Source organism: Oricola nitratireducens (genome assembly GCF_014904745.1).
Lineage (GTDB): Bacteria > Pseudomonadota > Alphaproteobacteria > Rhizobiales > Rhizobiaceae > Oricola > Oricola nitratireducens.
The window spans coordinates 95,985-115,651 of the sequence record NZ_JACZCS010000008.1 but is presented as its reverse complement, the minus strand read 5'-3'; the positions used below and the strand labels follow the sequence as shown (position 1 = coordinate 115,651).

The 19,667-nt window shown below is 64.2% G+C and carries 18 protein-coding genes; 3 read left to right on the top strand and 15 right to left on the bottom strand.

From position 1 onward, the window contains the following. The first annotated feature begins 47 nt into the window (after window positions 1-47). Both IG169_RS04795 and IG169_RS04790 read left to right on the top strand, forming a co-directional pair. Window positions 48-962 (top strand): DMT family transporter, encoded by a 915-nt coding sequence (locus IG169_RS04795; protein WP_193175021.1) that lies wholly within the window; start codon window positions 48-50, stop codon window positions 960-962. Between the two features lie 243 nt (window positions 963-1,205). Continuing rightward, window positions 1,206-1,604, top strand: a complete 399-nt coding sequence (locus IG169_RS04790) for a VOC family protein (RefSeq protein WP_193175020.1) — start codon at window positions 1,206-1,208, stop codon at window positions 1,602-1,604. A 209-nt stretch (window positions 1,605-1,813) separates the two neighbouring features. Here the strand turns inward: IG169_RS04790 and serA are convergent, their stop codons facing one another. From serA to ybgC, 14 genes are all read right to left on the bottom strand, one after another. Further along, the gene (gene serA / locus IG169_RS04785; RefSeq protein ID WP_193175019.1) at window positions 1,814-3,409 is read right to left on the bottom strand and encodes a phosphoglycerate dehydrogenase; all 1,596 of its coding nucleotides are present in this window, start codon (window positions 3,407-3,409) and stop codon (window positions 1,814-1,816) included. A gap of 66 nt (window positions 3,410-3,475) precedes the next feature. Then, the gene (locus IG169_RS04780; RefSeq protein ID WP_210325860.1) at window positions 3,476-4,654 is read right to left on the bottom strand and encodes a phosphoserine transaminase; all 1,179 of its coding nucleotides are present in this window, start codon (window positions 4,652-4,654) and stop codon (window positions 3,476-3,478) included. Between the two features lie 174 nt (window positions 4,655-4,828). Continuing rightward, on the bottom strand, window positions 4,829-5,782 hold the full coding sequence (locus IG169_RS04775) for an outer membrane protein (protein WP_193175018.1): 954 nt from the start codon (window positions 5,780-5,782) through the stop codon (window positions 4,829-4,831). Between the two features lie 192 nt (window positions 5,783-5,974). Beyond that, window positions 5,975-6,835 carry an outer membrane protein gene (locus IG169_RS04770; RefSeq protein WP_193175017.1) on the bottom strand — a complete coding sequence of 287 codons (861 nt, stop codon included), beginning with the start codon at window positions 6,833-6,835 and terminating at the stop codon, window positions 5,975-5,977. Between the two features lie 192 nt (window positions 6,836-7,027). Further along, window positions 7,028-8,380, bottom strand: a complete 1,353-nt coding sequence (gene glmM / locus IG169_RS04765; protein ID WP_193175016.1) for a phosphoglucosamine mutase — start codon at window positions 8,378-8,380, stop codon at window positions 7,028-7,030. A 122-nt stretch (window positions 8,381-8,502) separates the two neighbouring features. After that, a complete protein-coding gene (ftsH, locus tag IG169_RS04760) occupies window positions 8,503-10,446 on the bottom strand; it encodes an ATP-dependent zinc metalloprotease FtsH (protein WP_193175015.1) in 1,944 nt (647 codons plus the stop codon). A gap of 110 nt (window positions 10,447-10,556) precedes the next feature. Beyond that, entirely contained in the window at window positions 10,557-11,660 is a 1,104-nt protein-coding gene (gene tilS / locus IG169_RS04755; protein WP_193175014.1) for a tRNA lysidine(34) synthetase TilS, read from the bottom strand. Further along, entirely contained in the window at window positions 11,654-12,580 is a 927-nt protein-coding gene (gene ybgF / locus IG169_RS04750) for a tol-pal system protein YbgF (RefSeq protein ID WP_193175013.1), read from the bottom strand. The genes tilS and ybgF overlap by 7 nt, the downstream gene beginning before the upstream one ends. Window positions 12,581-12,756: 176 nt before the next feature. Continuing rightward, window positions 12,757-13,263, bottom strand: coding sequence for a peptidoglycan-associated lipoprotein Pal (pal, locus tag IG169_RS04745; protein WP_193175012.1), 507 nt, complete (start codon window positions 13,261-13,263; stop codon window positions 12,757-12,759). A gap of 151 nt (window positions 13,264-13,414) precedes the next feature. Then, window positions 13,415-14,716 (bottom strand): Tol-Pal system beta propeller repeat protein TolB, encoded by a 1,302-nt coding sequence (gene tolB, locus IG169_RS04740; RefSeq protein WP_193175011.1) that lies wholly within the window; start codon window positions 14,714-14,716, stop codon window positions 13,415-13,417. Between the two features lie 67 nt (window positions 14,717-14,783). Beyond that, window positions 14,784-15,848, bottom strand: coding sequence for a TonB C-terminal domain-containing protein (locus IG169_RS04735; RefSeq protein ID WP_193175010.1), 1,065 nt, complete (start codon window positions 15,846-15,848; stop codon window positions 14,784-14,786). A 6-nt stretch (window positions 15,849-15,854) separates the two neighbouring features. Then, window positions 15,855-16,310 (bottom strand): protein TolR, encoded by a 456-nt coding sequence (tolR, locus tag IG169_RS04730; protein WP_193175009.1) that lies wholly within the window; start codon window positions 16,308-16,310, stop codon window positions 15,855-15,857. Between the two features lie 25 nt (window positions 16,311-16,335). After that, complete coding sequence (tolQ, locus tag IG169_RS04725) at window positions 16,336-17,064, bottom strand: protein TolQ (RefSeq protein ID WP_193175008.1); 729 nt, start codon at window positions 17,062-17,064, stop codon at window positions 16,336-16,338. A 245-nt stretch (window positions 17,065-17,309) separates the two neighbouring features. Then, entirely contained in the window at window positions 17,310-17,756 is a 447-nt protein-coding gene (gene ybgC / locus IG169_RS04720) for a tol-pal system-associated acyl-CoA thioesterase (RefSeq protein ID WP_193175007.1), read from the bottom strand. 59 nt (window positions 17,757-17,815) lie between these two features. Here ybgC and IG169_RS04715 point away from each other — a divergent pair, with 59 nt between their 5' ends. Continuing rightward, a complete protein-coding gene (locus IG169_RS04715) occupies window positions 17,816-19,072 on the top strand; it encodes a glycoside hydrolase family 5 protein (protein ID WP_193175006.1) in 1,257 nt (418 codons plus the stop codon). On the opposite strand, the gene IG169_RS04710 is transcribed toward IG169_RS04715, so the two are convergent. Further along, window positions 19,069-19,635, bottom strand: coding sequence for a cysteine hydrolase family protein (locus IG169_RS04710; RefSeq protein ID WP_193175005.1), 567 nt, complete (start codon window positions 19,633-19,635; stop codon window positions 19,069-19,071). The two genes, IG169_RS04715 and IG169_RS04710, sit on opposite strands and share 4 nt — an antisense overlap. Window positions 19,636-19,667: the final 32 nt, after the last annotated feature.

Below are 19,667 nucleotides of genomic sequence, written 5' to 3'. Positions count from 1 at the left end.
CCTTTCGTTTAGCACACGCCTGCCCCTTCCCTTCACGGATACCCCGCATGGCCGCCCCTTCCGCAAGCCGCGCCGCCTATCTCCTGCTGACGGCCACAGCCCTGTTCTGGGGCGGTAATGCCGTCGCCGGCAAGCTTGCGGTCGGCCACATCCCGCCAATGACGCTGACCGCCGTGCGCTGGACAATGGCCTTTGTCGTCATCCTGGCGATCGGCTTCCCGCATCTGAAGAAGGAATGGCCGCGGGCGCGCAGAAGCCTGCCGGTCATGCTCGCGCTCGGCGCGGCAGGCTTTTCGCTGTTCAACCTCGCCCTCTATTCGGCTTTGCAGCACACCTCGGCGATCAATGTCACGATCGAGCAGTCCGGCATGCCGATGGTGATCTTCATCGCCAATTTCGCGCTTTTCGGCATGCGCGTCGGGCCGGTGCAGGTGTTCGGCTTTCTGCTGTCTCTCGTTGGCGTCGCGGTCACCGCCTCCGGCGGCGACCTCGCGCGCCTCGCCGCCCTCGATATCAACCGCGGCGATGCGATCATGCTGATCGCCATCCTCGCCTATGGCGGCTACACCGTGGCGCTGCGCTACAAGCCCGCGGTCAACTGGCAGACATTGATGGTCGTGATGTCGTTCTCGGCCATGGTGACGTCCTGGCCGTTTGCCGTGTGGGAACAATTGTCGCGCGGAGGCGTCATGCCTGACATGACCGGTTTCGCGGTCGCCGCCTACACGGCGATCTTCCCGTCGATCCTGTCGCAGGTCTTCTATATGCGCGGCGTCGAACTGATCGGTCCCAACCGCGCCAGCCTGTTCATCAACATGGTGCCGGTGTTCGGCACCCTGCTCGCCATCGCGATCCTGGGCGAGCGGTTCCATCCCTATCACGCCATTGCGCTGGCGCTGGTCATCGGCGGGATATGGCTTTCCGAGAGAAGTGCGGGGCGGACAAGCAAATCCGGCCGCTGACGTCGGACCGCGCGATGGGTCAAATTTTTTGTCCTATTGTGGCGCGTCCGGGCAGCAACCGGATTGGTGCCATCAGGATAGCACGAAAAAGCCGCCGGCCGAAGCAGGCGGCGATCACTTTTGAGCCATCCCCGCCATGACATGGCATGGCGGGCTGTCTCCTGACGGAAGGGTGTCAGGAGGCCTCGGCTACGATCCGGCGCGAATCTCCGCACAAACGCTCGTCGCCAAGGGAAAGTTACAATGAATTTCGTCTCGATACGCATCATTACAGGAGACATCCAACGCCTGGCCGGATTCTACGGGCAGGTGACCGGCCTCGCGCCATCATGGTTCGGCGAGGATTTCGCCGAAATCGCGACCCCTTCCTGCACCCTGGCGATCGGCAGCACGCGCACCTTGCAGATGTTCGAGGCCGGCGATACCCGGCCCGGCGCCAATCGCAGCACGATCGTCGAATTCCTCGTCGACGACGTGGACAAGGAATACGAGCGCCTGAAACCGGTTCTGAACGATGTCGTCCAGGAGCCGAAGACCCTGCCCTGGGGAAACCGCTCTTTGCTCTTTCGCGATCCCGACGGCGCACTGGTCAATCTTTTCACGCCCGTCAGCGCGGATGCGATCAGGAAATTCAGGAAATAAACGCAGTGCGGCCTCGAACCGTTCGGATTCGAGGCCGCCAAGGCAAAATGCCGTTCACCAAAGCCTGTGGCCTGTTGGGATTCGCGGCTGTAGGCGGCGAAAACAGTGCCTTCGGAGAACCGGAGCGGAGCGTACATAAAGGTACGTGAGCACCGGAAGCGCACAAAGGCGCTGTTTGCAGCCCCTTCAGGCGTGAATAACAACAGGCCTCAGTTCACGTCGAAGACCAGCGGTTTGGCCGACAGGATCTCCGGGAAGGCGCGCACTTCGTCCAGCACCGCCTCGCTGACCGGCTCGTCGACATAGAGCAGCGCGATGGCGTCGCCGCCCGGCCGATTGCGGCCGAGCTGGAAGTTGGCGATGTTGACGCCGTGCTTGCCGAAGGTGGTGCCGAGCAGGCCGATGATGCCCGGCGCGTCGTTGTTGGTCGTATAGACCATGTGCTGGCCGATCTCGGCGTCGAGATTGATGCCCTTGATCTGGATGAAGCGCGGCTTGCCGTCGGAGAACACCGTGCCGGCGACGGAGCGCGTCTGGTTCGCCGTCTTCACCGTCAGCTTGATGTAGCCGTCGAACACGCCGGTCTTGTCGCGCTTGACCTCGGAAACGATGATCCCGCGTTCCTTCACCATCACCGGCGCGGAAACCATGTTCACGTCGGCGACCTGCGGCCGGATCAGCCCGGCAAGCGCCGCGCTGGTCAGTGCCTTGGTGTTCATCTCGGCGGTCGAGCCATCATAGAGGATTTCGACCTCCTTGATCGCGCTCTCGGTCACCTGGCCGACGAATGCGCCCAGCACCTCGGCCAGCTTGACGAACGGCTTCAGCCGCGGCGCTTCCTCCGCCGAGATCGACGGCATGTTGATCGCGTTGGTGACCGCGCCTTTCAGCAGGTAGTCCGACATCTGCTCGGCGATGTGCAGCGCGACATTTTCCTGCGCTTCCATCGTCGAGGCGCCCAGATGCGGCGTGCAGACGACGTTCGGCAGGTGGAACAGCTCGTTCTTGGTGGCCGGTTCCACCTCGAACACATCGATGCCGGCGCCCGCCACCTTGCCGCTCTTCAGCGCGGCGACGAGGTCTTCTTCCTTGATCAGGCCGCCGCGCGCGCAGTTGATGATACGCACGCCGTTCTTCATCTTGGCGATCGCCATGGCGTCGATGATGTTGCGGGTCTTGTCGGTCAGTGGCGTGTGCAGCGTGATGAAGTCGGCGCGGGCGAACAGCTCGTCCAGCTCCACTTTTTCGACGCCCAGTTCCTGCGCCCTTTCCGGCGACAGGAACGGATCGTAGGCGACGACATGCATTTTCAGGCCGATGGCACGCTGCGCGACGATCGAGCCGATATTGCCGCAGCCGATGAGACCCAGCGTCTTGCCGGTGATCTCGACGCCCATGAATTTCGACTTCTCCCACTTGCCGGCCCGCGTCGAGGTGTCGGCCTCGGGCAGCTGGCGTGCGACGGCGAAGAGCATCGCGATCGCATGTTCGGCGGTCGTGATCGAATTGCCGAAGGGCGTGTTCATCACAATGATGCCGCGCCGCGAGGCGGCCGGGATGTCGACATTGTCGACGCCGATGCCGGCGCGACCGATGACCTTGAGATTGGTCGCGGCTTCGATCAGTTTCTCGGTGGCTTTGGTCGCCGAACGGATCGCCAGGCCGTCATACTGGCCGATGATTTCAAGCAGCTTTTCCTTGTCCTTGCCGACATCCGGCTGGAAATCGACGTCGATGCCGCGATCGCGGAAGATTTGAACGGCGGTTTCGGACAGCTTGTCCGATACGAGTACGCGCGGTGCCATGAAGGCCTCCTTCGATGGATATGAATGCGGGGAAAGAGGGCGGCCGGCGGCCGCCCGGAAATCGGGTCAGGCGGCAGCCTTGAGCGCTGCCTTTTGGGTTTCGAACGCCCAGTCGAGCCACGGCATCAGCGCCGCGAGATCGGAGGCTTCGACGGTCGCCCCGGCCCAGATGCGCAATCCGGGCGGCGCGTCGCGATAGGCGCCGAGATCGAAGGCGACGCCTTCCTTGTCGAGGGCCGAGACCATGCCCTTGGCGAACGCCGCCTGATCCTCGTCGGACAGCGCGGTGACCGCCGGATCGACGATCTTCAGGCACACCGAGGTGTTGGAGCGCGTCGCCGGATCGACGGCGAGGTTCTCCAGCCACGGGCTGGCGTCGGCGTGATCCTGGATGACCTTGAAGTTGGCGTCCGCCCGCGCCATCAGCGCGCCGAGCCCACCGAGCGATTTCGCCCAGTTAAGCGCGTCGAGATAATCCTCGACGCACAGCATCGACGGCGTGTTGATCGTCTCGCCCTTGAAGATGCCCTCGATCAGCTTGCCGCCCTTGGTCATGCGGAAGATCTTCGGCAGCGGCCATGCCGGCGTGTAGCTTTCGAGCCGTTCGACGGCGCGCGGCGACAGGATGAGAACGCCATGGCCGCCCTCGCCGCCCAGCACTTTCTGCCAGGAGAAGGTGGTCACGTCGAGCTTGTCGAAATCGAGCGCCTGGGCAAACGCCGCCGAGGTCGCGTCGCAAATCGTCAGGCCCTCCCGATCGGCCGGGATGAAGTCCGCGTTCGGAACCCGCACACCGGAGGTCGTGCCGTTCCAGGTGAAGACGACGTCGCGGGAAAAATCGATGGTGGAGAGATCGGGCAGTTCGCCGTAACCGGCCTCAATGCGCCGCACGTCGTCGAGCTTCAGCTGCTTGACGACGTCGGTGACCCAGCCGGACCCGAAGGATTCCCACGCCACCATGTCGACGCCGCGCGCGCCGAGCATCGACCACAGCGCCATCTCGACGGCGCCGGTGTCGGAAGCCGGCACGATGCCGATCCGGTGCGACGCCGGCACGCCGAGGATCTCGCGCGTCAGCGCGATCGCTTCGGCGAGTTTCGCCTTGCCTGGCTTGGAGCGGTGGGAGCGGCCGAGCGCGGACGTGTCGAGATTTTCGGGCGCCCAACCGGGACGCTTCGCGCACGGACCAGAAGAAAAACGGGGATTGGCCGGACGCATGTCCGGCGTGGATATAGTCGCTATCATGGTTCTATCCTTCCAGATAGTAGCCTCTCGTTGGGGAGAGGTGTCCCACGTGCGGCGTTATCCCCTTGATGCGTCGCGGTCAAGACGATTTCTTGTCGATGCGCGTCAAATTAATCGGCGCAAACGAAAAAGGCCGCCGAAGCAGCCTCTCCCGTTCCCACCGTGAAGCGGTTGTTACCAGATCGCGTAGCGCAGACCGAGATTGACCTGATGCGTGCCGTAACCGCTGGAGGCCAGGCCGGAGCCCGTCGAGCCGTTCTGCGACAGCAGCGTCGCGCCGAAGTTCATGTAGCGATAGGCCATTTCGAGGGTCAGGTTCTCGTTGATGTTGTAGCCGATGCCCGCGGTTAAGGCGAAGCCTAGCCGGTAATCGACGCCCTCGCTGACCGTGCCCGGCTGCGTATAGGGAGCGTTGGCCGCCGGCTGGTCGCCAACGCCATAGGCGCGGCAACCCTCGACGCGCACGTCGGCGGCGCGCGGAGTACACTCGATGGAATCGATTTCTTCGCGCCAGGCAAGCCGCCCGATGCCGACGCCGGCGCCGACAAACGGGACGAAGCCGTAGAATTTGGGAAGATCGGCATAGACATTGGCCATGATATAGGTCGTGTCATACTCGACCTTGTCCTTGTCGACGCAGTTGGTGATGAAATCCGGGCCGATCGATTCGACGCCGGACGTCGTGTCGACAAACGTGCCCCAGCCATTACACGGATTGGCGTCGCCGGGTTGCACAACGAGACTTGCGGGTGTGCCAACTGGCTCCGTCCCGGCCTCGTACATCAGCTGCGAGGTAGAGTAGTCCGTTCCCGCGAGCCGGCCGATGCCAGCGTCCACGCGCAGATAGTTGTTGAAGCGGTAACCGACGCCGGCGTCGAAATGAATCTTGTCGGTGTAGTTGTTGTTCATGTACAGGCCGGCCGCCGGATTGCCGTTGATGCTGACATCCTGCACGCCATTGAAGTTCAGGCCGATATCGCCGCGGATATACCAGCCCGAGCCCAGTTCGGCGGGTCTGGCGAAGTTCGCGTCGTCGGTGAAGACCACGCCGTCCAGGTCAGAGGCGCTTGCCTGCGATACCAGCAGGCACAGCGAGACAAACCCAAGCGCCCAAATCCTTTTCATCATTCTCGTCATGGCTCAACTCTCTCGCGTTGACCGGGATCGGTCGGATTCGCATCCGCTCTCTGCCGTCTTCACGCACTATTAAGGATAAGGGTTAAGCCGTGGTTAAGCATGTTTCTTAACCGTGGTTTTGGGCGCAAACAAAAAGCCCGGCTGCTTTCGCAGCCGGGCTTTGAAGTCGGATTTTGTCCGGTTTTACTTGTAAACCGGCAGCGGTTCCGGCTGGTAGACGACCTGGGTCGGCTGCGGGCATCCGCCGAATTTGTAGCGCAGGCCGGCCTTGACCTGATGGCTCGAAATGCCGCCGTCATGTCCGTAACCGGTGTTGCCGACAATACCGAACATCTCGCCGCTCGTGATGCGCTGGTACTTGTAGCCGAAATCGGCGGCCATGTTGCAGGTCACGTCGACAGAAACGCCGGCCATGATCGCGTAGGCGAAGCGCCAGTCATAGGCGCCGCCGTGCCACACGGTCGGGTCGCAGTTGGTCGGGTTGCCGGTTTCGCAGGCCGTGTTGGCGAGCGTGCCCCAATGGACATGGGATCCGCCGATGCCGCCGCCGACATAAGGTGTGAAGCGGCCATAGGTGCCGAAGTCCACATAGGCGTTCGCCATCAGCGTAAGCGCGGTGAATTTCGCGATGTCGGTCGAGGTACAAGCCGCCGCGACGCCGCAGGACCCGGTGGTGTAGCCGGTGAACTCGCCGTTACCCCAATAGTCGAGCGTCAGGTCGCCGCGCAGATAATGGTTGACCTGGTATCCGACGCCGCCGCCGATCGTATAGGAACCGCGGAAGCTGGTCTCGGAAATCGAATTGGTCAGAAGGACCGGACCGGCTGCGGCAATTCCGTATTCGCCGGTTTTGAACTTGTGCCAGGCATAGCCGACGTCCCCGCGCAGATACCAGCCGGAGACTGCAGCGGGCATGACTTCGGGCGCCTGGTACATCGGCGCTTCGATCACCGGCGGCTCCATGATATCGGCCGCCATGGCCGGCGCGGCGCCCGTCATCGCAAGCGCAATGCCACCAAGCAGATATTTCGCTGCAGTCTTCATTGGTTTGATCCTTCCAACAGCCCAAAAACTCAATACAGGGCCCTCAAAACCCTCGGTCGGGATATTGGATAGGAAAGGTTAAAACGCACTTAACCCTGTTCTTTTACCGTGTTTATTAGCCTTAACGCATACAGTTTTAATAAAAAAACGGCGCCTTCTGGCGCCGCTATCCGTTCGCTTGTCCGGGAGGCTTCAGGCCGCGGTCTTGAGGCCCGCGATCGCGCTGACGATATCGTCGACGACCTTTTCGACCATGGATCGGTCGTCACCCTCGGCCATGACGCGGATCACCGGCTCGGTTCCCGACGGGCGGATCACCAGCCGCCCCGAATTGCCCAGCCGGTCGCGGCCCTCGTCGATGGCCGATTTCACGTGTTCGTCTTCCAGCGGCTTGCCGCCGCCGAAGCGAACGTTTTTCAGGACCTGGGGAACCGGTTCGAACTTGCGGCACACCTCGCTCGCCGGCTTGTCGGCGGCCCGGATGCAGGCGAGCACCTGCAGTGCCGAGATCAACCCGTCGCCGGTGGTCGAATAGTCCGACAGGACGATATGGCCGGATTGCTCGCCGCCCACATTGTAGCCGTTCTCGCGCATGCATTCGACGACGTAGCGGTCGCCGACCTTCGTGCGCGCCAGGTCCAGTCCCTTGGAATTCAGGAACCGTTCGAAACCGAGATTGGACATCACGGTCGCGGCCACGCCGCCGCCGGTCAGCCGGCCGTCGGCATGCCAGTCCTCGGCGATCATCGCCATCAGCTGGTCGCCGTCGACGACCTTGCCTTTCTCGTCGACGATCAATACCCGGTCGGCGTCGCCGTCCAGCGCGATGCCGAGATCGGCGCGCACCTCGTGAACCTTCTTCGACAGGCCGACCGGATTGGTCGATCCGCATTCGAGATTGATGTTCAGCCCGTTCGGCTCGTTGTTGATCGTGACGACCTCCGCGCCCAGTTCCCACAACGCCGCCGGCGCGGCCTTGTACGCGGCGCCGTTGGCGCAATCGACGACGACGCGGACACCCGAAAGCGTCATTTCCTTCGGGAAGGTTCGTTTCGCGAACTCGATATAGCGGTAGAGATCGCCGTCGACGCGCTTCGCGCGGCCGACCTTGTCGGCCCTGGCCATCGAACGCGAAAGATCGGACGCCAGCAAGCGCTCGATTTCCATTTCGATCCTGTCGGAAAGCTTGTAGCCGTCCGGGCCGAACAGCTTGATGCCGTTGTCCTCGAAGGGATTGTGCGATGCCGAGATCATCACGCCGATATCGGCGCGCAGCGACCGCGTCAGCATCGCGACGGCGGGCGTCGGCACGGGACCGAGCAGGAAGACGTCCATGCCGGCCGCGGTGAACCCGGCGACCATCGCATTTTCCAGCATGTAGCCCGAAAGCCGCGTATCCTTTCCGATCACCACCCGGTGGCGATGACCGCCGCGCTGAAATGCGACGCCGACGGCCATGCCTACCCTCATCGCCACTTCCGGCGTCATCGGATGGACGTTGGCCGTGCCGCGAATGCCGTCAGTGCCGAAATATTTCCGCGTCATACGATTTCCGTTCGATCTGCTTGCCGTTTTTTCCGGCCCGCTCTGGCAGCTTGATATACACCACGCAAAACCATGAAAAAAGGCCGCCAGGGCGGCCTTTCACACAAGTCTGGTTTTCAGGGTTAACCCTGCGGCTGCGGTTCCATGCCGCCGGTCCCGGGCTCGTCGCCCGGCTTTTTGTCGGCCTTTTCCTTCGATCCGGCCTTCGGCACGGCCGAGCCGCGCGACGGCGGCGTGTCGTCGCCAAGATCGCGTGACGGCTTTTCGCCGGCAAGCAATGACTTGATCTCGTCGCCCGACAGCGTCTCGTATTCGAGCAGGCCTTCGGCGAGCGTGATCCAGTCCTTCTTCTTGGTCGTCAGGATCTTGCGCGCGGCCTCGTAGGCCTCGTCGATCAGCCGACGGACTTCCATGTCGATGATCTGGGCGGTGTCCTCGGAGATGTTCTTCTGCTGCGCCACCGAGTGGCCGAGGAAGACCTCCTGCTGGTTCTCGCCATAGGCGACCTGTCCGAGCTTGTCGGAGAAGCCCCACTGCGTCACCATCGCACGCGCCAGCTTGGTCGCCTGCTCGATGTCGGACGCCGCGCCCGAGGTGATGTTGTCCTTGCCGAACTTCATTTCCTCGGCGATACGCCCGCCCATCATGATCGCCAGCCGCGAGATCATGTATTTGTAGCTCATCGAGTAGCGGTCGCCTTCCGGCAATTGCATCACCATGCCGAGAGCGCGGCCGCGCGGAATGATCGTCGCCTTGTGGACGGGGTCCGTCGACGGCACGTTGAGCGCCACGATGGCGTGACCCGCCTCGTGATAGGCGGTCAGCTGCTTTTCTTCCTCGGTCATGGCGTTGGACCGGCGCTCCGCGCCCATCATCACCTTGTCCTTGGCGTCCTCGAATTCGGCCATGGTGACGAGACGCTTGTTCCGCCGAGCCGCCATCAGGGCCGCTTCGTTGACGAGGTTCATCAGGTCGGCGCCGGAGAAGCCCGGCGTGCCGCGCGCGATGACCTTGAGATCGACATTCGGCGCCAGCGGCACGTTGCGCACATGCACCTTGAGGATTTTCTCGCGGCCGATGATGTCCGGGTTCGGCACGACGACCTGGCGGTCGAAGCGGCCCGGACGCATCAACGCCGGATCGAGAACGTCGGGACGGTTTGTGGCCGCGATCAGGATGATCGACTCGTTGGCCTCGAAGCCGTCCATCTCGACCAGCAGTTGGTTCAGCGTCTGCTCGCGCTCGTCATTGCCGCCGCCGAGACCGGCGCCGCGATGACGGCCGACGGCGTCGATTTCGTCGATGAAGATGATGCAGGGCGAATTTTTCTTCGCCTGCTCGAACATGTCGCGCACGCGGCTTGCGCCGACGCCGACGAACATCTCGACGAAATCCGAACCCGAAATGGTGAAGAACGGCACATTGGCTTCACCGGCGACCGAGCGCGCCAGAAGCGTCTTGCCGGTGCCGGGCGGGCCGACGAGCAGCACGCCGCGCGGAATCTTGCCGCCGAGCCGCTGGAACTTTTGCGGATCGCGCAGGAATTCGACGATCTCTTCCAGGTCCTGCTTGGCCTCGTCCACGCCGGCGACGTCGGCGAAGGTCACGCGGCCGTGCGCCTCGGTCAGAAGCTTGGCGCGAGATTTGCCGAATCCCATGGCGCGCGAACCGCCGCCCTGCATCTGGCGCATGAAGAATATCCACACGCCGAGGATGATGATCATCGGCAGCCAGGTGAACAGATATGAGATGAAGGAATTCGAACCGTCCGTTTGAGGCCGCGCGCGGATCTCGACACCCTGCCCTTCGAGACGCTGGACGAGATTGGCGTCGCCCGGCGAATAGGTCTGGAAGCTCGCACCGGAGTCGGAGTAGGTGCCGGTGATCTGCTCGCCCATGATCGTGACCGACTTCACCCGGCCGGTCGAAACGTCCTGCAGAAACTGCGAGTAGGACACGTCGCGGCTTGCCGTCGTTTGCGGCTGGTTGTCGAACATGTTGAACAGCGCGATCAGCATCAGAGCGATGATCGCCCACAGCGCGAAATTTCGATAATTCGGGTTCATGTCTTTCTCGTAGCTGTGCCGCATCTGAAACAGCGGCAACTCTTAGGGCCAAACATAGGTATGAAGATGGTCGTTGCCAAGGCGACAGCGCCCCCATGCGGCGATTGTGTTCAAACAGGGTAACCGGAAATCGGTGGATTAGGGTAGGATGGCGCCCGCGAACGCTCCGCCAGCGCCTGCGCGGCATCGAAATCCGGGCTCGGAAGGAGATGGTCGAAGCCGTATCCCGACTCACGCCGGTTGCGCGCTTCGCGGCTGATCCGCACCGATTCTCCCGCCTTCGCGAGCAGGCATCCCGACGCTGTCATTCGCTTGCCCGGCGCCGCTTCGACGGCAAACGCCGCGGCCTTGTCGAGAATGCCTTGCGAGGCGAGGTTGGCGCATTGGCCCGTCCAGCTCATCACCGTGCCGAGAGCCAACGCAAAGCCGTCCCTTCCGGCAGCCGCACCGGGAAAAAGTTCCGCGGTCCGGGTCGCTGCATCGAACCGCCAGACCGTCTCGTCGCGCAGCAGGGCGGCGGCGCGGGCCGTCTCCGCCTGACGCGCGGCGAAGGCGGCGCGGATCCCGGCGTCGTCCGCCGCCTGTTCCGGCGCGTCCTGGCGCACCCGGACCCGTTCGAACCGCCGGTCGCGATTGGACGGATCCTCGATCCAGCCCTGTCCGGTCGTTTCCAGCCAGTCGCGCAGTTCCTGCCTGCGCCGGGCAATCAGCGGACGGACGAACCATGTCCGTCGCGCATAAAGCGTCGCCGGCGCGATGCCCGATAGCCCGCGTCCGGGCCCGCGCGCCGAACGCATCGCCACGGTTTCGCGTTGATCGTCGTGCGTATGCCCGGTGAGCACGATCGCGCCGCCGGCATCTCCAGCGGCGTCGGCCAGCAACCGGTAGCGCGCCTCGCGCGCCGCGGCCTGCAGGCCGGTCGCGGGTTTCGGTCCGTCCCAGCGCCGGATGTCATGGGCAATGCCGAGCGCGGCGCACATCGCGCCGACGTGGCGCGCCTCGTCGGCCGATTCCGCGCGCAGGCCATGGTCGACCGTGACCGCCAGCAGGCGGCCCGCTTCGCCGCGATCGGAAAACATCGCATGCGCGAGCATCAGCAGGGCTGTGGAGTCGCTGCCGCCCGACAAGGCGATGACGACCTTGCCGGTCTCTGGAAACTGAATGGAAGAAAGGGTGCGCCGTGTGAGCGCGGCGACGCGATCCGGCGTCAGCACTTCGCTTTCGCGCGTTCTTCGCGGATACGGGCCCGAACGGAGTCCGACATGTTCGGATAGGAGTTTTCGGCGTCGGCAAAGGTGACGCAGGCGACGTCGCGGTCGCCGAGCTGGGCCATGATCTGGCCGATCTTGAGCAGGGTTTCGGGCGCCTTCTGGGACTTCGGATAGTCCTTGCGCACGGCGATGAAGATTTGCGCCGCCTCTTCCAGCCGTCCCTGCGCGCGAACGCTTTCGGCAAGCCAGAAGCGTGCATCCGGCGTCAGCGGGTCTTGCGGATAGGTTTCCACGAAGGAGCGGAAGATGCCCTCGGCGATATTGTAGTCGCCGTCCAGCACATGCGCGTAGCCTTCGCGGTAAAGCGTTTCCGGTTCTTCCGTCGCCGGAACGCTGGCCACCGCCTCGCCGTCGATGGCGGAATCGATCTTCTGTTCGGAGAAATCGATCGAGCCGTCGACCACCTTGCCCGAACCGTCGATCGTCAGCGTGCCGAGTGCGTGCGGCGGCGTACCGCGCGCTTTCGCGCCACCCGCCTCGGCCGATCTGACCGGTGCGGCGGCCGGCGCGTTCGCCGGTGCCGCCGCGGCCGTGTCGGATTTCGCGGGCGGCGTCTCGGCCTGGCCCGAATCCATCGGCTCGCTGGTCGCCGGCGGGGTGCCGCTGCCCTCGAGCTGCTGGAAGCGGAATTCGTTGTCTTCCTGCGTTTTCCGGATTTGCTCCTGCAACTGCAGCAGCTGGAACGTCAGTTCCTCGACCTTGCCGTTGAGTTGGCGCACCTGATCCTCGAGCGCGTAGACGCGTGGATCGGTGACCTGCGCCACCTGGTAGCTCCCCTCGGGCAAGGCCCGTCTTTCCCCGGCCTGCGCGGGCCCGCCGGCAAGCACGGCAAGTGCCAGCGTCGCGCCCAACCATCTTGGCAATGAAACCATTTCGTCTGAAAACTCCAAAATCCGTAACCCGGCCCATCCAACCGTTTATCATTAAGCCGTCAAGTTCGACAAAACTTTGTCTGACGGCTGGTTCCGCGCGCCTCCTTGGGTCCGCGCAATAAAAAAGCGGCCGAAGCCGCTTTTTCAGATCGGCGTGATGGTGCCGGTCAGCTCCCCTGTCCGCCCAGCACGGTGACCGCGCGGCGGTTCTGCGACCAGCAGGAAATGTCGTCGCAGGTCGCGACCGGCCGTTCCTTGCCGTAGGAAATCGTCTTGATACGGCCCTGGTTTACACCGCGCGACACGAGGAAGTCGCGGGTCGCCGCCGCGCGCCGTGCGCCGAGCGCGATGTTGTATTCGCGCGTGCCGCGTTCGTCGGCATGGCCCTCGATGGTGATCGCATATTGCGGATACTGGTTGAGCCACTGCGCCTGGCGCGCCAGCGTCTGCTGCGCGTCCTGGCGGATCGCCGAGGAGTCCGTGTCGAAGAAGATGCGGTCGCCGACATTGACCGTGAAGTCCTGCGACGTGCCGGGAACCGCGCCATTCGCGCCCAGCCCGAGATCGCCGGCATTGTTCGGCAGGCCCTTCCTGCTGGCGCAACCGGTCACGGCCAGTCCGGCCACGAGACAGATCGCGATGATTTTGATGATATTGACTGGAATGCGGCGCATGGCCGTGTCTCCTGGAATTTGAACTACTTCGTTGAACCTTTGGTAACCCTGTTGCAGTTAACCGCCGTTCAAGGAAGACGGTTAACCGCCCGTTAATCGCGACGTGGTCCCGCCGCCGCGGTAAGGCGAAATTGCGGCGGCTTCCGGGCAGCTATTCGAGACGCGGCGACCATGCCGGGTCGGACGCGAAGTCCGGCGTCGGGATCTGCTGCTCGTTCCGGCCGGTCAGGTCAATGGAAAAGAGCCGCGGCCCGCCCGCGCCCGCCGCCTGGCGGAAGAACATCAGCACCCGTCCGTTCGGCGCCCATGTCGGCCCCTCGTTGTGGAAGCCCGTCGTCAGGATGCGCTCGCCCGAACCGTCGGGCTTCATCACGCCGATCGAGAACTGCCCGCCCGACTGCTTGGTGAAGGCGATCAGGTCTCCGCGCGGCGACCAGACCGGCGTCGAATAGGAGCCGTTGCCGAAGGAAATGCGCTGAGGCTCGCCGCCATTGGCGCCCATCACGTAAAGCTGCTGGCGTCCGCCGCGGTCGGATTCGAAGACGATCCGCGACCCGTCCGGCGAATAGGAGGGCGACGTGTCGATCGCATCCGAACTGGTCAGCCGGGTCGTCTGGCGGGTGCGCAAATCCATCGTGTAGATATTCGCATTGCCGCCCTGCTCCAGGCTCATGACGACGCGCTGGCCGTCGGGCGAGAAGCGCGGACTGAACGTCATGCCCGGAAAGTCGCCAACCAGCTCGCGCTGCCCGGTCTCCAGCTGCAGCAGATAGACATGAGGCTCGGGGCCGGCGAAGTCCATATAGGTGACTTCCTGGCGCGTCGGCGAGAAACGCGGCGTCAGGACAATGTCGTCGCCGCGCGTCAGATAACGCACATTCGCGCCGTCCTGGTCCATGATCGCCAGCCGCTTGACGCGTTTTTCCTTCGGTCCCGTCTCGTCGACGAAGACGACGCGGGTGTCGAAATAGCCCTTTTCGCCGGTCAGCCGCTCATAGATCGAATCGGCGATGATGTGAGCGACGCGGCGCCAGTTGTCGCGATTGGTGAAGAACTGCTCGCCCGCCATCTGCTCGCCGGCGAACGTGTCCCACAGGCGGAATTCGGCGCGCAGCCGCCCTCCTGCCTCTTCCACGACACGGCCGATGACGACTGCCTGAGCGTTGATGACGCGCCAGTCCTCGAAGCGCGGGGCGACATCGGGATTGCTCACCTTCTCGATGAAGGCGCCCTTGTCCACCGGCGCGAACAGGCCGGACCGCTTCAGGTCGGCGGCGATCACGCCGGAAATGTCGGCGCCGATCCCGTCGCTGGAGATGAAATCGGTGATCGCGATCGGCAGCGGTTCGACATTGCCCTGGTTGATGTCGATCTCGACCAGCGCGCGCGCCGGCTGTCCGCCGAATGCGACCGCAGCGGCCGCCATCGTCACGAAGGCAATAAATCTCAGCATCAGCAGTCTCATCGGGTCGTCCCTTTCAGTCCCCTTGGCCGGGCGCATGTCTGTTCGGGAGCCGCGCTCACCGGAACATCTCGCTCGGATCGAAATTCACCACCACATCGCGCCATGCATCGTATTTTTCCGCCGGCAGCTTGTAGCCCTGGTTGCGTTGTTCGCAAATCATGATCGCGCGCCGTGCGCTCTCGTCGGCCGCCCGGTTGCCGGAACTCTTCTGGATCGAGGGCGGCTCCTCCAGCATGCCCGAGGAATCGAGCTTGAACCGGATCGAGACCTTGAGGTCGCCGGCATCGATCGCGGCAGGCGGGTTCCAGCAGGCCTGGATCTGTGCGCGCAGCGCATCCATTTCGCTCTGCGTCAGTTCCGACCCGCCGGTGTTGCGCTTGCCGCCCAGCGAGGCCTGCTCGGTGGAGCGCTGCGCGCCGCCGCCCGAAGCCTGTTCCTGGTTGAGCAGCGCGGCGACCTGGTCTTCCTGCGACTGGCTGTCCGGCGCCGGCGGCGGTGCGCTCGCCTGCTGGCGCGGCTCGGCCTGCTTCCGCTCGTTCGTTTTCGCCGTCTGCGCCTGCGGCCGCTCCGGACGCGCCGACGGCACCGGCACCTGGTCGGGAATGCGCGCCTCGGGCTTCGGTTCCGCCGGCAGCGGCTCGGCCGTGTCGATCGCGTCCTTGACCGGATCGGGCTGGACGTCCTTCGGCGGTTCCGGGATCGAGGCGACCTCCGTCGTCGGCACGGGTTCCGGTTTCGGCGCCGGCTCGGGCGCCGTATCGGGGCGCTGCGCGATCTCGGGGGCCGGCGTGTCGGACGGTTTCGGCAGCTTGGCCTGGTCCACTTCGACGGGCTTCTGCGTCTCGGTTTCCGGCGCCGCCTGGTCGCGTTCCTTGTTGCCGATATTCTCCGCCGGTTTCGGCGTCGGCACGGCGACGGTCGGCTCCGGCGCCGACGGCCCGTCCTTGGGCGCGTCCTTGGCGCCCTTCTGGATCTGCGTCAGTTCGGCGACCGTGATCAGGTCGACCGGCAGCGATTCCACGTCGGCCACGTCGAAGGATTTGGGCGCGCTCAGCGTGAACATTCCCCAGGTGAGAATGACCGCATGCAAAACGCCGGATGTGATGAGGCCGACCCTCATGGTGGACTAGCCGTCCTTTTCCTGCAGCGTGACAAGGCCGAGATTCTTGAAACCGGCCTGGTTGATGCGGCCCATGACGCGCATGATCGTGCCGTAGTCGGCATTCTGGTCGCCGCGGATATAGATGCGCTCGTTGTAACCGGTCTGTGCGATCGCCTCGAGCTTCGGCACCACTTCCTCGATCGGGATCTGCGTTTCCTGGACATAGATGTCGCCATTGTCGCGGATCGAGATCGTGATCGGCTGGGTGTCGGAATTGAGCGCCGCGGCGCGCGTTTCCGGCAGGTCGATCGGCACGCCGACGGTCAGGAGCGGCGCCGCCACCATGAAGATGATGAGCAGCACCAGCATCACGTCGACGAAGGGCGTGACGTTGATCTCCGACATCAGCCGGGCGCTGTGTTGGCGGCGTCCGCGCCGCGAACCGCGGCCGGCGCTGCCGGAATTCAGGGAAATGGCCATATGGGATTACCTCCGCGCCATCGCGCTATTCGGCCGCCTGCGGGCGGGCGCTCGCATTGGCGCGTTCATCGATCTGGCGCGACAGGATGGCCGAGAATTCATCCGCGAAAGCCTCCATCCGGCTGGCGAGCTTCGCGGCGTCGGCCGACAGCTTGTTGTAGCCGATAACCGCCGGAATGGCCGCGACGAGGCCGAGCGCTGTCGCCAGAAGCGCTTCCGCGATACCCGGCGCGACGACGGCAAGGTTTGTCGATTCCGATCCGGCGATCGCCTGGAACGAGGTCATGATGCCGACCACCGTTCCGAACAGGCCGATGAACGGCGCCGAGGCGCCGACCGACGCCAGATAGCCGAGCCGGCTTTCCACGCTTTCCATCTCGCGTGACAGCGCGACGTCCATCGCCCGGTCGATCCGGCTCTGCAGGCTCATCGGCGAACGCGCGCCGCGCTCGAATGATTTCTTCCACTCGCGCATCGCCGCCACGAACAAGGCGCCCATGCCGGCCGCCTTGCTGTCGGCGAGCGAACGGTAGAGTTCTTCGAGCGACTGGCCCGACCAGAACGTGTCCTCGAAACGGTTGAAGGCACGCCGCATCCGGCCATAGGCCAGCGTCTTGTCGATCATCACCGCCCACGACCACACCGAAGCGGCAAGCAGGCCGAGCATCACCAGTTTGACGACGAAGCCGGCCTGAATGAATAGCGCCCACAGCGAAAGCTCGCTTCCCGGTGCGGCCAAGCCAATCTGTTCCATGTGTAAATCCTCAAGTCCCGGATTTGCGGTCAATCACTGCTAAACGGTCCGCGCCCGATGGTCCGGCATGACCTGTTCGAACGGGCTGCATCGGCTCTCAACGATAATTTGGTTTAAACAAAGGCGTTGAGACGGCCCTTTTCGGACCAGCCCATTCATGAATTGTTATCCTTAACGGCGCGTTAGTGAAACAAAGCCAATTGCGTTCATTTCATGACATTTTGGCTGTTTTTGCCGCGATGGCCTCAGCCAGGCGCGAACAGGGCCGCCCATTCCGTCGGAAACCGCCGAGGCTTGCCCTCGGCGTTGATCAGCGCCGCCTCGACCGCCGCCGTGATCAGCAGCGCGTCGCCGCGCCGGATTTCCTGCGCCATGCGGATGCGCGCCTTGCCGACCTCCGCGACGCGGGTGAGAACCGTCAGCACGTCGTCGATGCGCGCCGCCGCGCGGAAATCGATCTCCATGCGCCGCACCACCCAGTAGAGCGTCTCGCCGGTGCTTCCGGCTTCGAGATCGGTATGGTGCACGCCGATCAGGCGCAGATAGTCCGACCGCCCGCGCTCGAGGAATTCCAGATAGCGCGCGTGATAGACCGCGCCGGAAAAATCCGTGTCGGCATAATAGACCCGCGCCTGCAACTCGTGGCCGGAGGCCGTCAGCCGTCCCGCAAGTGCATCGGCATCCTCTGTCATCGGTTTCCCTTGCAAGATCGAGTTTCACCGGTTGTCATGCACGCATGGTAAGAGGCCCCATGTCCATGATTTCGCCGATCCGTGCAACCCTGGCGACGCTCGCCGCCGTCCTCGCACTGACCGCGGCGCCCGCTCACGCGGCACAGTTTACCGTGTCGCGCGGCCTCAATCTCGACCAGTGGGTGACGTGGCCGGGACCGGACCGCTGGGACTTGAAAAAGGTTCTTGGAAATTTCCCCGAATGGAAAGCCTTCGTCTCGGACGACGATCTCGCCGGCCTGCGCGCGGCCGGTCTCGATTTCCTGCGCATGCCGGTCGATCCGGCGGTATTTCTGGTCAATGCGGATGCGGCGCGCCGGAAACGCCTGCTCGACGGGGTGACCGGCGCGGTCGACCGGATCAGGGTCGCCGGGCTGAAGGTCATCGTCGACCTGCACACCATTCCGCGCGGCAAGGGGCAAAAGGCACCCGGAACCAACCGGATCCTGTCGGACCCCGCGCTGTTTTCGGCCTATCGGCGTCTCGTCAACGACGTGGCCGGCCATCTGGCGCGCTATGATGCCGATGCCGTCGCGCTCGAACTGGTCAACGAGCCCCTGCTCGAATGCGGCCGGCACGACACGCAATGGCCGCGCCAGCTTGTCGATCTGCATGCCGCCGCCCGCGCCGTCAATCCGAAGATCACCCTGGTGGTTCAGGGCGCCTGCTGGGGATCGGCGGACGGCCTCGCCGCGCTCGACCCGAAAACGCTCGGCGACGCCAATGTGATCTGGAGCTTCCACGCCTACGATCCCTTCATCCTCACCCATCAAAGCGCCAGTTGGGCGGGAGAAGACGTCAAGCATCTGTCCGGCCTCGCCTACCCGTTCTCGGGCCTGCGCCGGCGCGAGCGCAAGGCGGCCGTCGACGTCAATCTGGAGCGCATCGACCGCGATGCCCCGAACGGCCAGAGGCGCAAGGCGGCCGACTTCCTCGTCAAGAACGCCGAACGCCTCGCCAGCCCGAGACGGCTGAAACGCACAATGCGAGAACCGTTCCGCACTGTTGCCCGCTGGGCTGCCAGGAACAACATCCCGCATGACCGCATCCTGCTTGGCGAGTTCGGCATGATCCGCCAGGAATACGGCAAGGCGCCCGCAACCAGGCCCGAATGGCGCGCCGCCTACTACCGCGACATGATCGCGCTCGCCGAGGAAAACGGTTTCTCTTGGGCGATGTGGTCCTATGGCGGCGCATTCGGCGTCGTCGACGCCTATGACGGAGAGAAAGCCGCGCCGGACGTCATGAACGTCGTCCGGGCCTTGCCCCGTCGCTAAAACCAGTCGGGGCCACGGGCAACGATCGCGAAGCGGTCCGCCAGTTCGGCGAGCGCGACGCGATGGACATCGCGGGCTGCGACCACGCCGCCGGTTCCGTCCGGCAGGTCGCGCGTGGCGCAGACATCGGCCGCCACTGTCGCCCCGAAACCGTGATCGAGCGCGGCGCGCGCCGTCGCGCTGACGCACATATGCGTCATGAAACCGGCGACGATCAGCTTGCGCCGTCCGGTCGCCGCCAGCGCTTCCTCCAGCCCGGTCTGCGCGAAGGCGTTGGGTAGCGGCTTTTCGATCACCACCTCGCCCGCCTCCGGCGTCAGGCCGTCGATGATCGCGCCGCGCTCGGCATCGAGATCGAACATCCCGCCGGCACGGCCACGATGCACGACGTGAACGACCGGCGCGCCGGCTGACCGCGCCGCCGCCAGCAGGCGCTTCGCTTCCCCGACCGCGGCCTGCGCGTCGGGCAACGCCACCGGGCCGGAAAGATATTCGTTCTGGCAGTCGATCAACACCAGGCAGGCTTCGTCGAAGCGGGCGGGCGTCAGGTCGGCGCCGGCCATTTCCAGCAGGGTTTTCGGCAGGGATTTCGGCG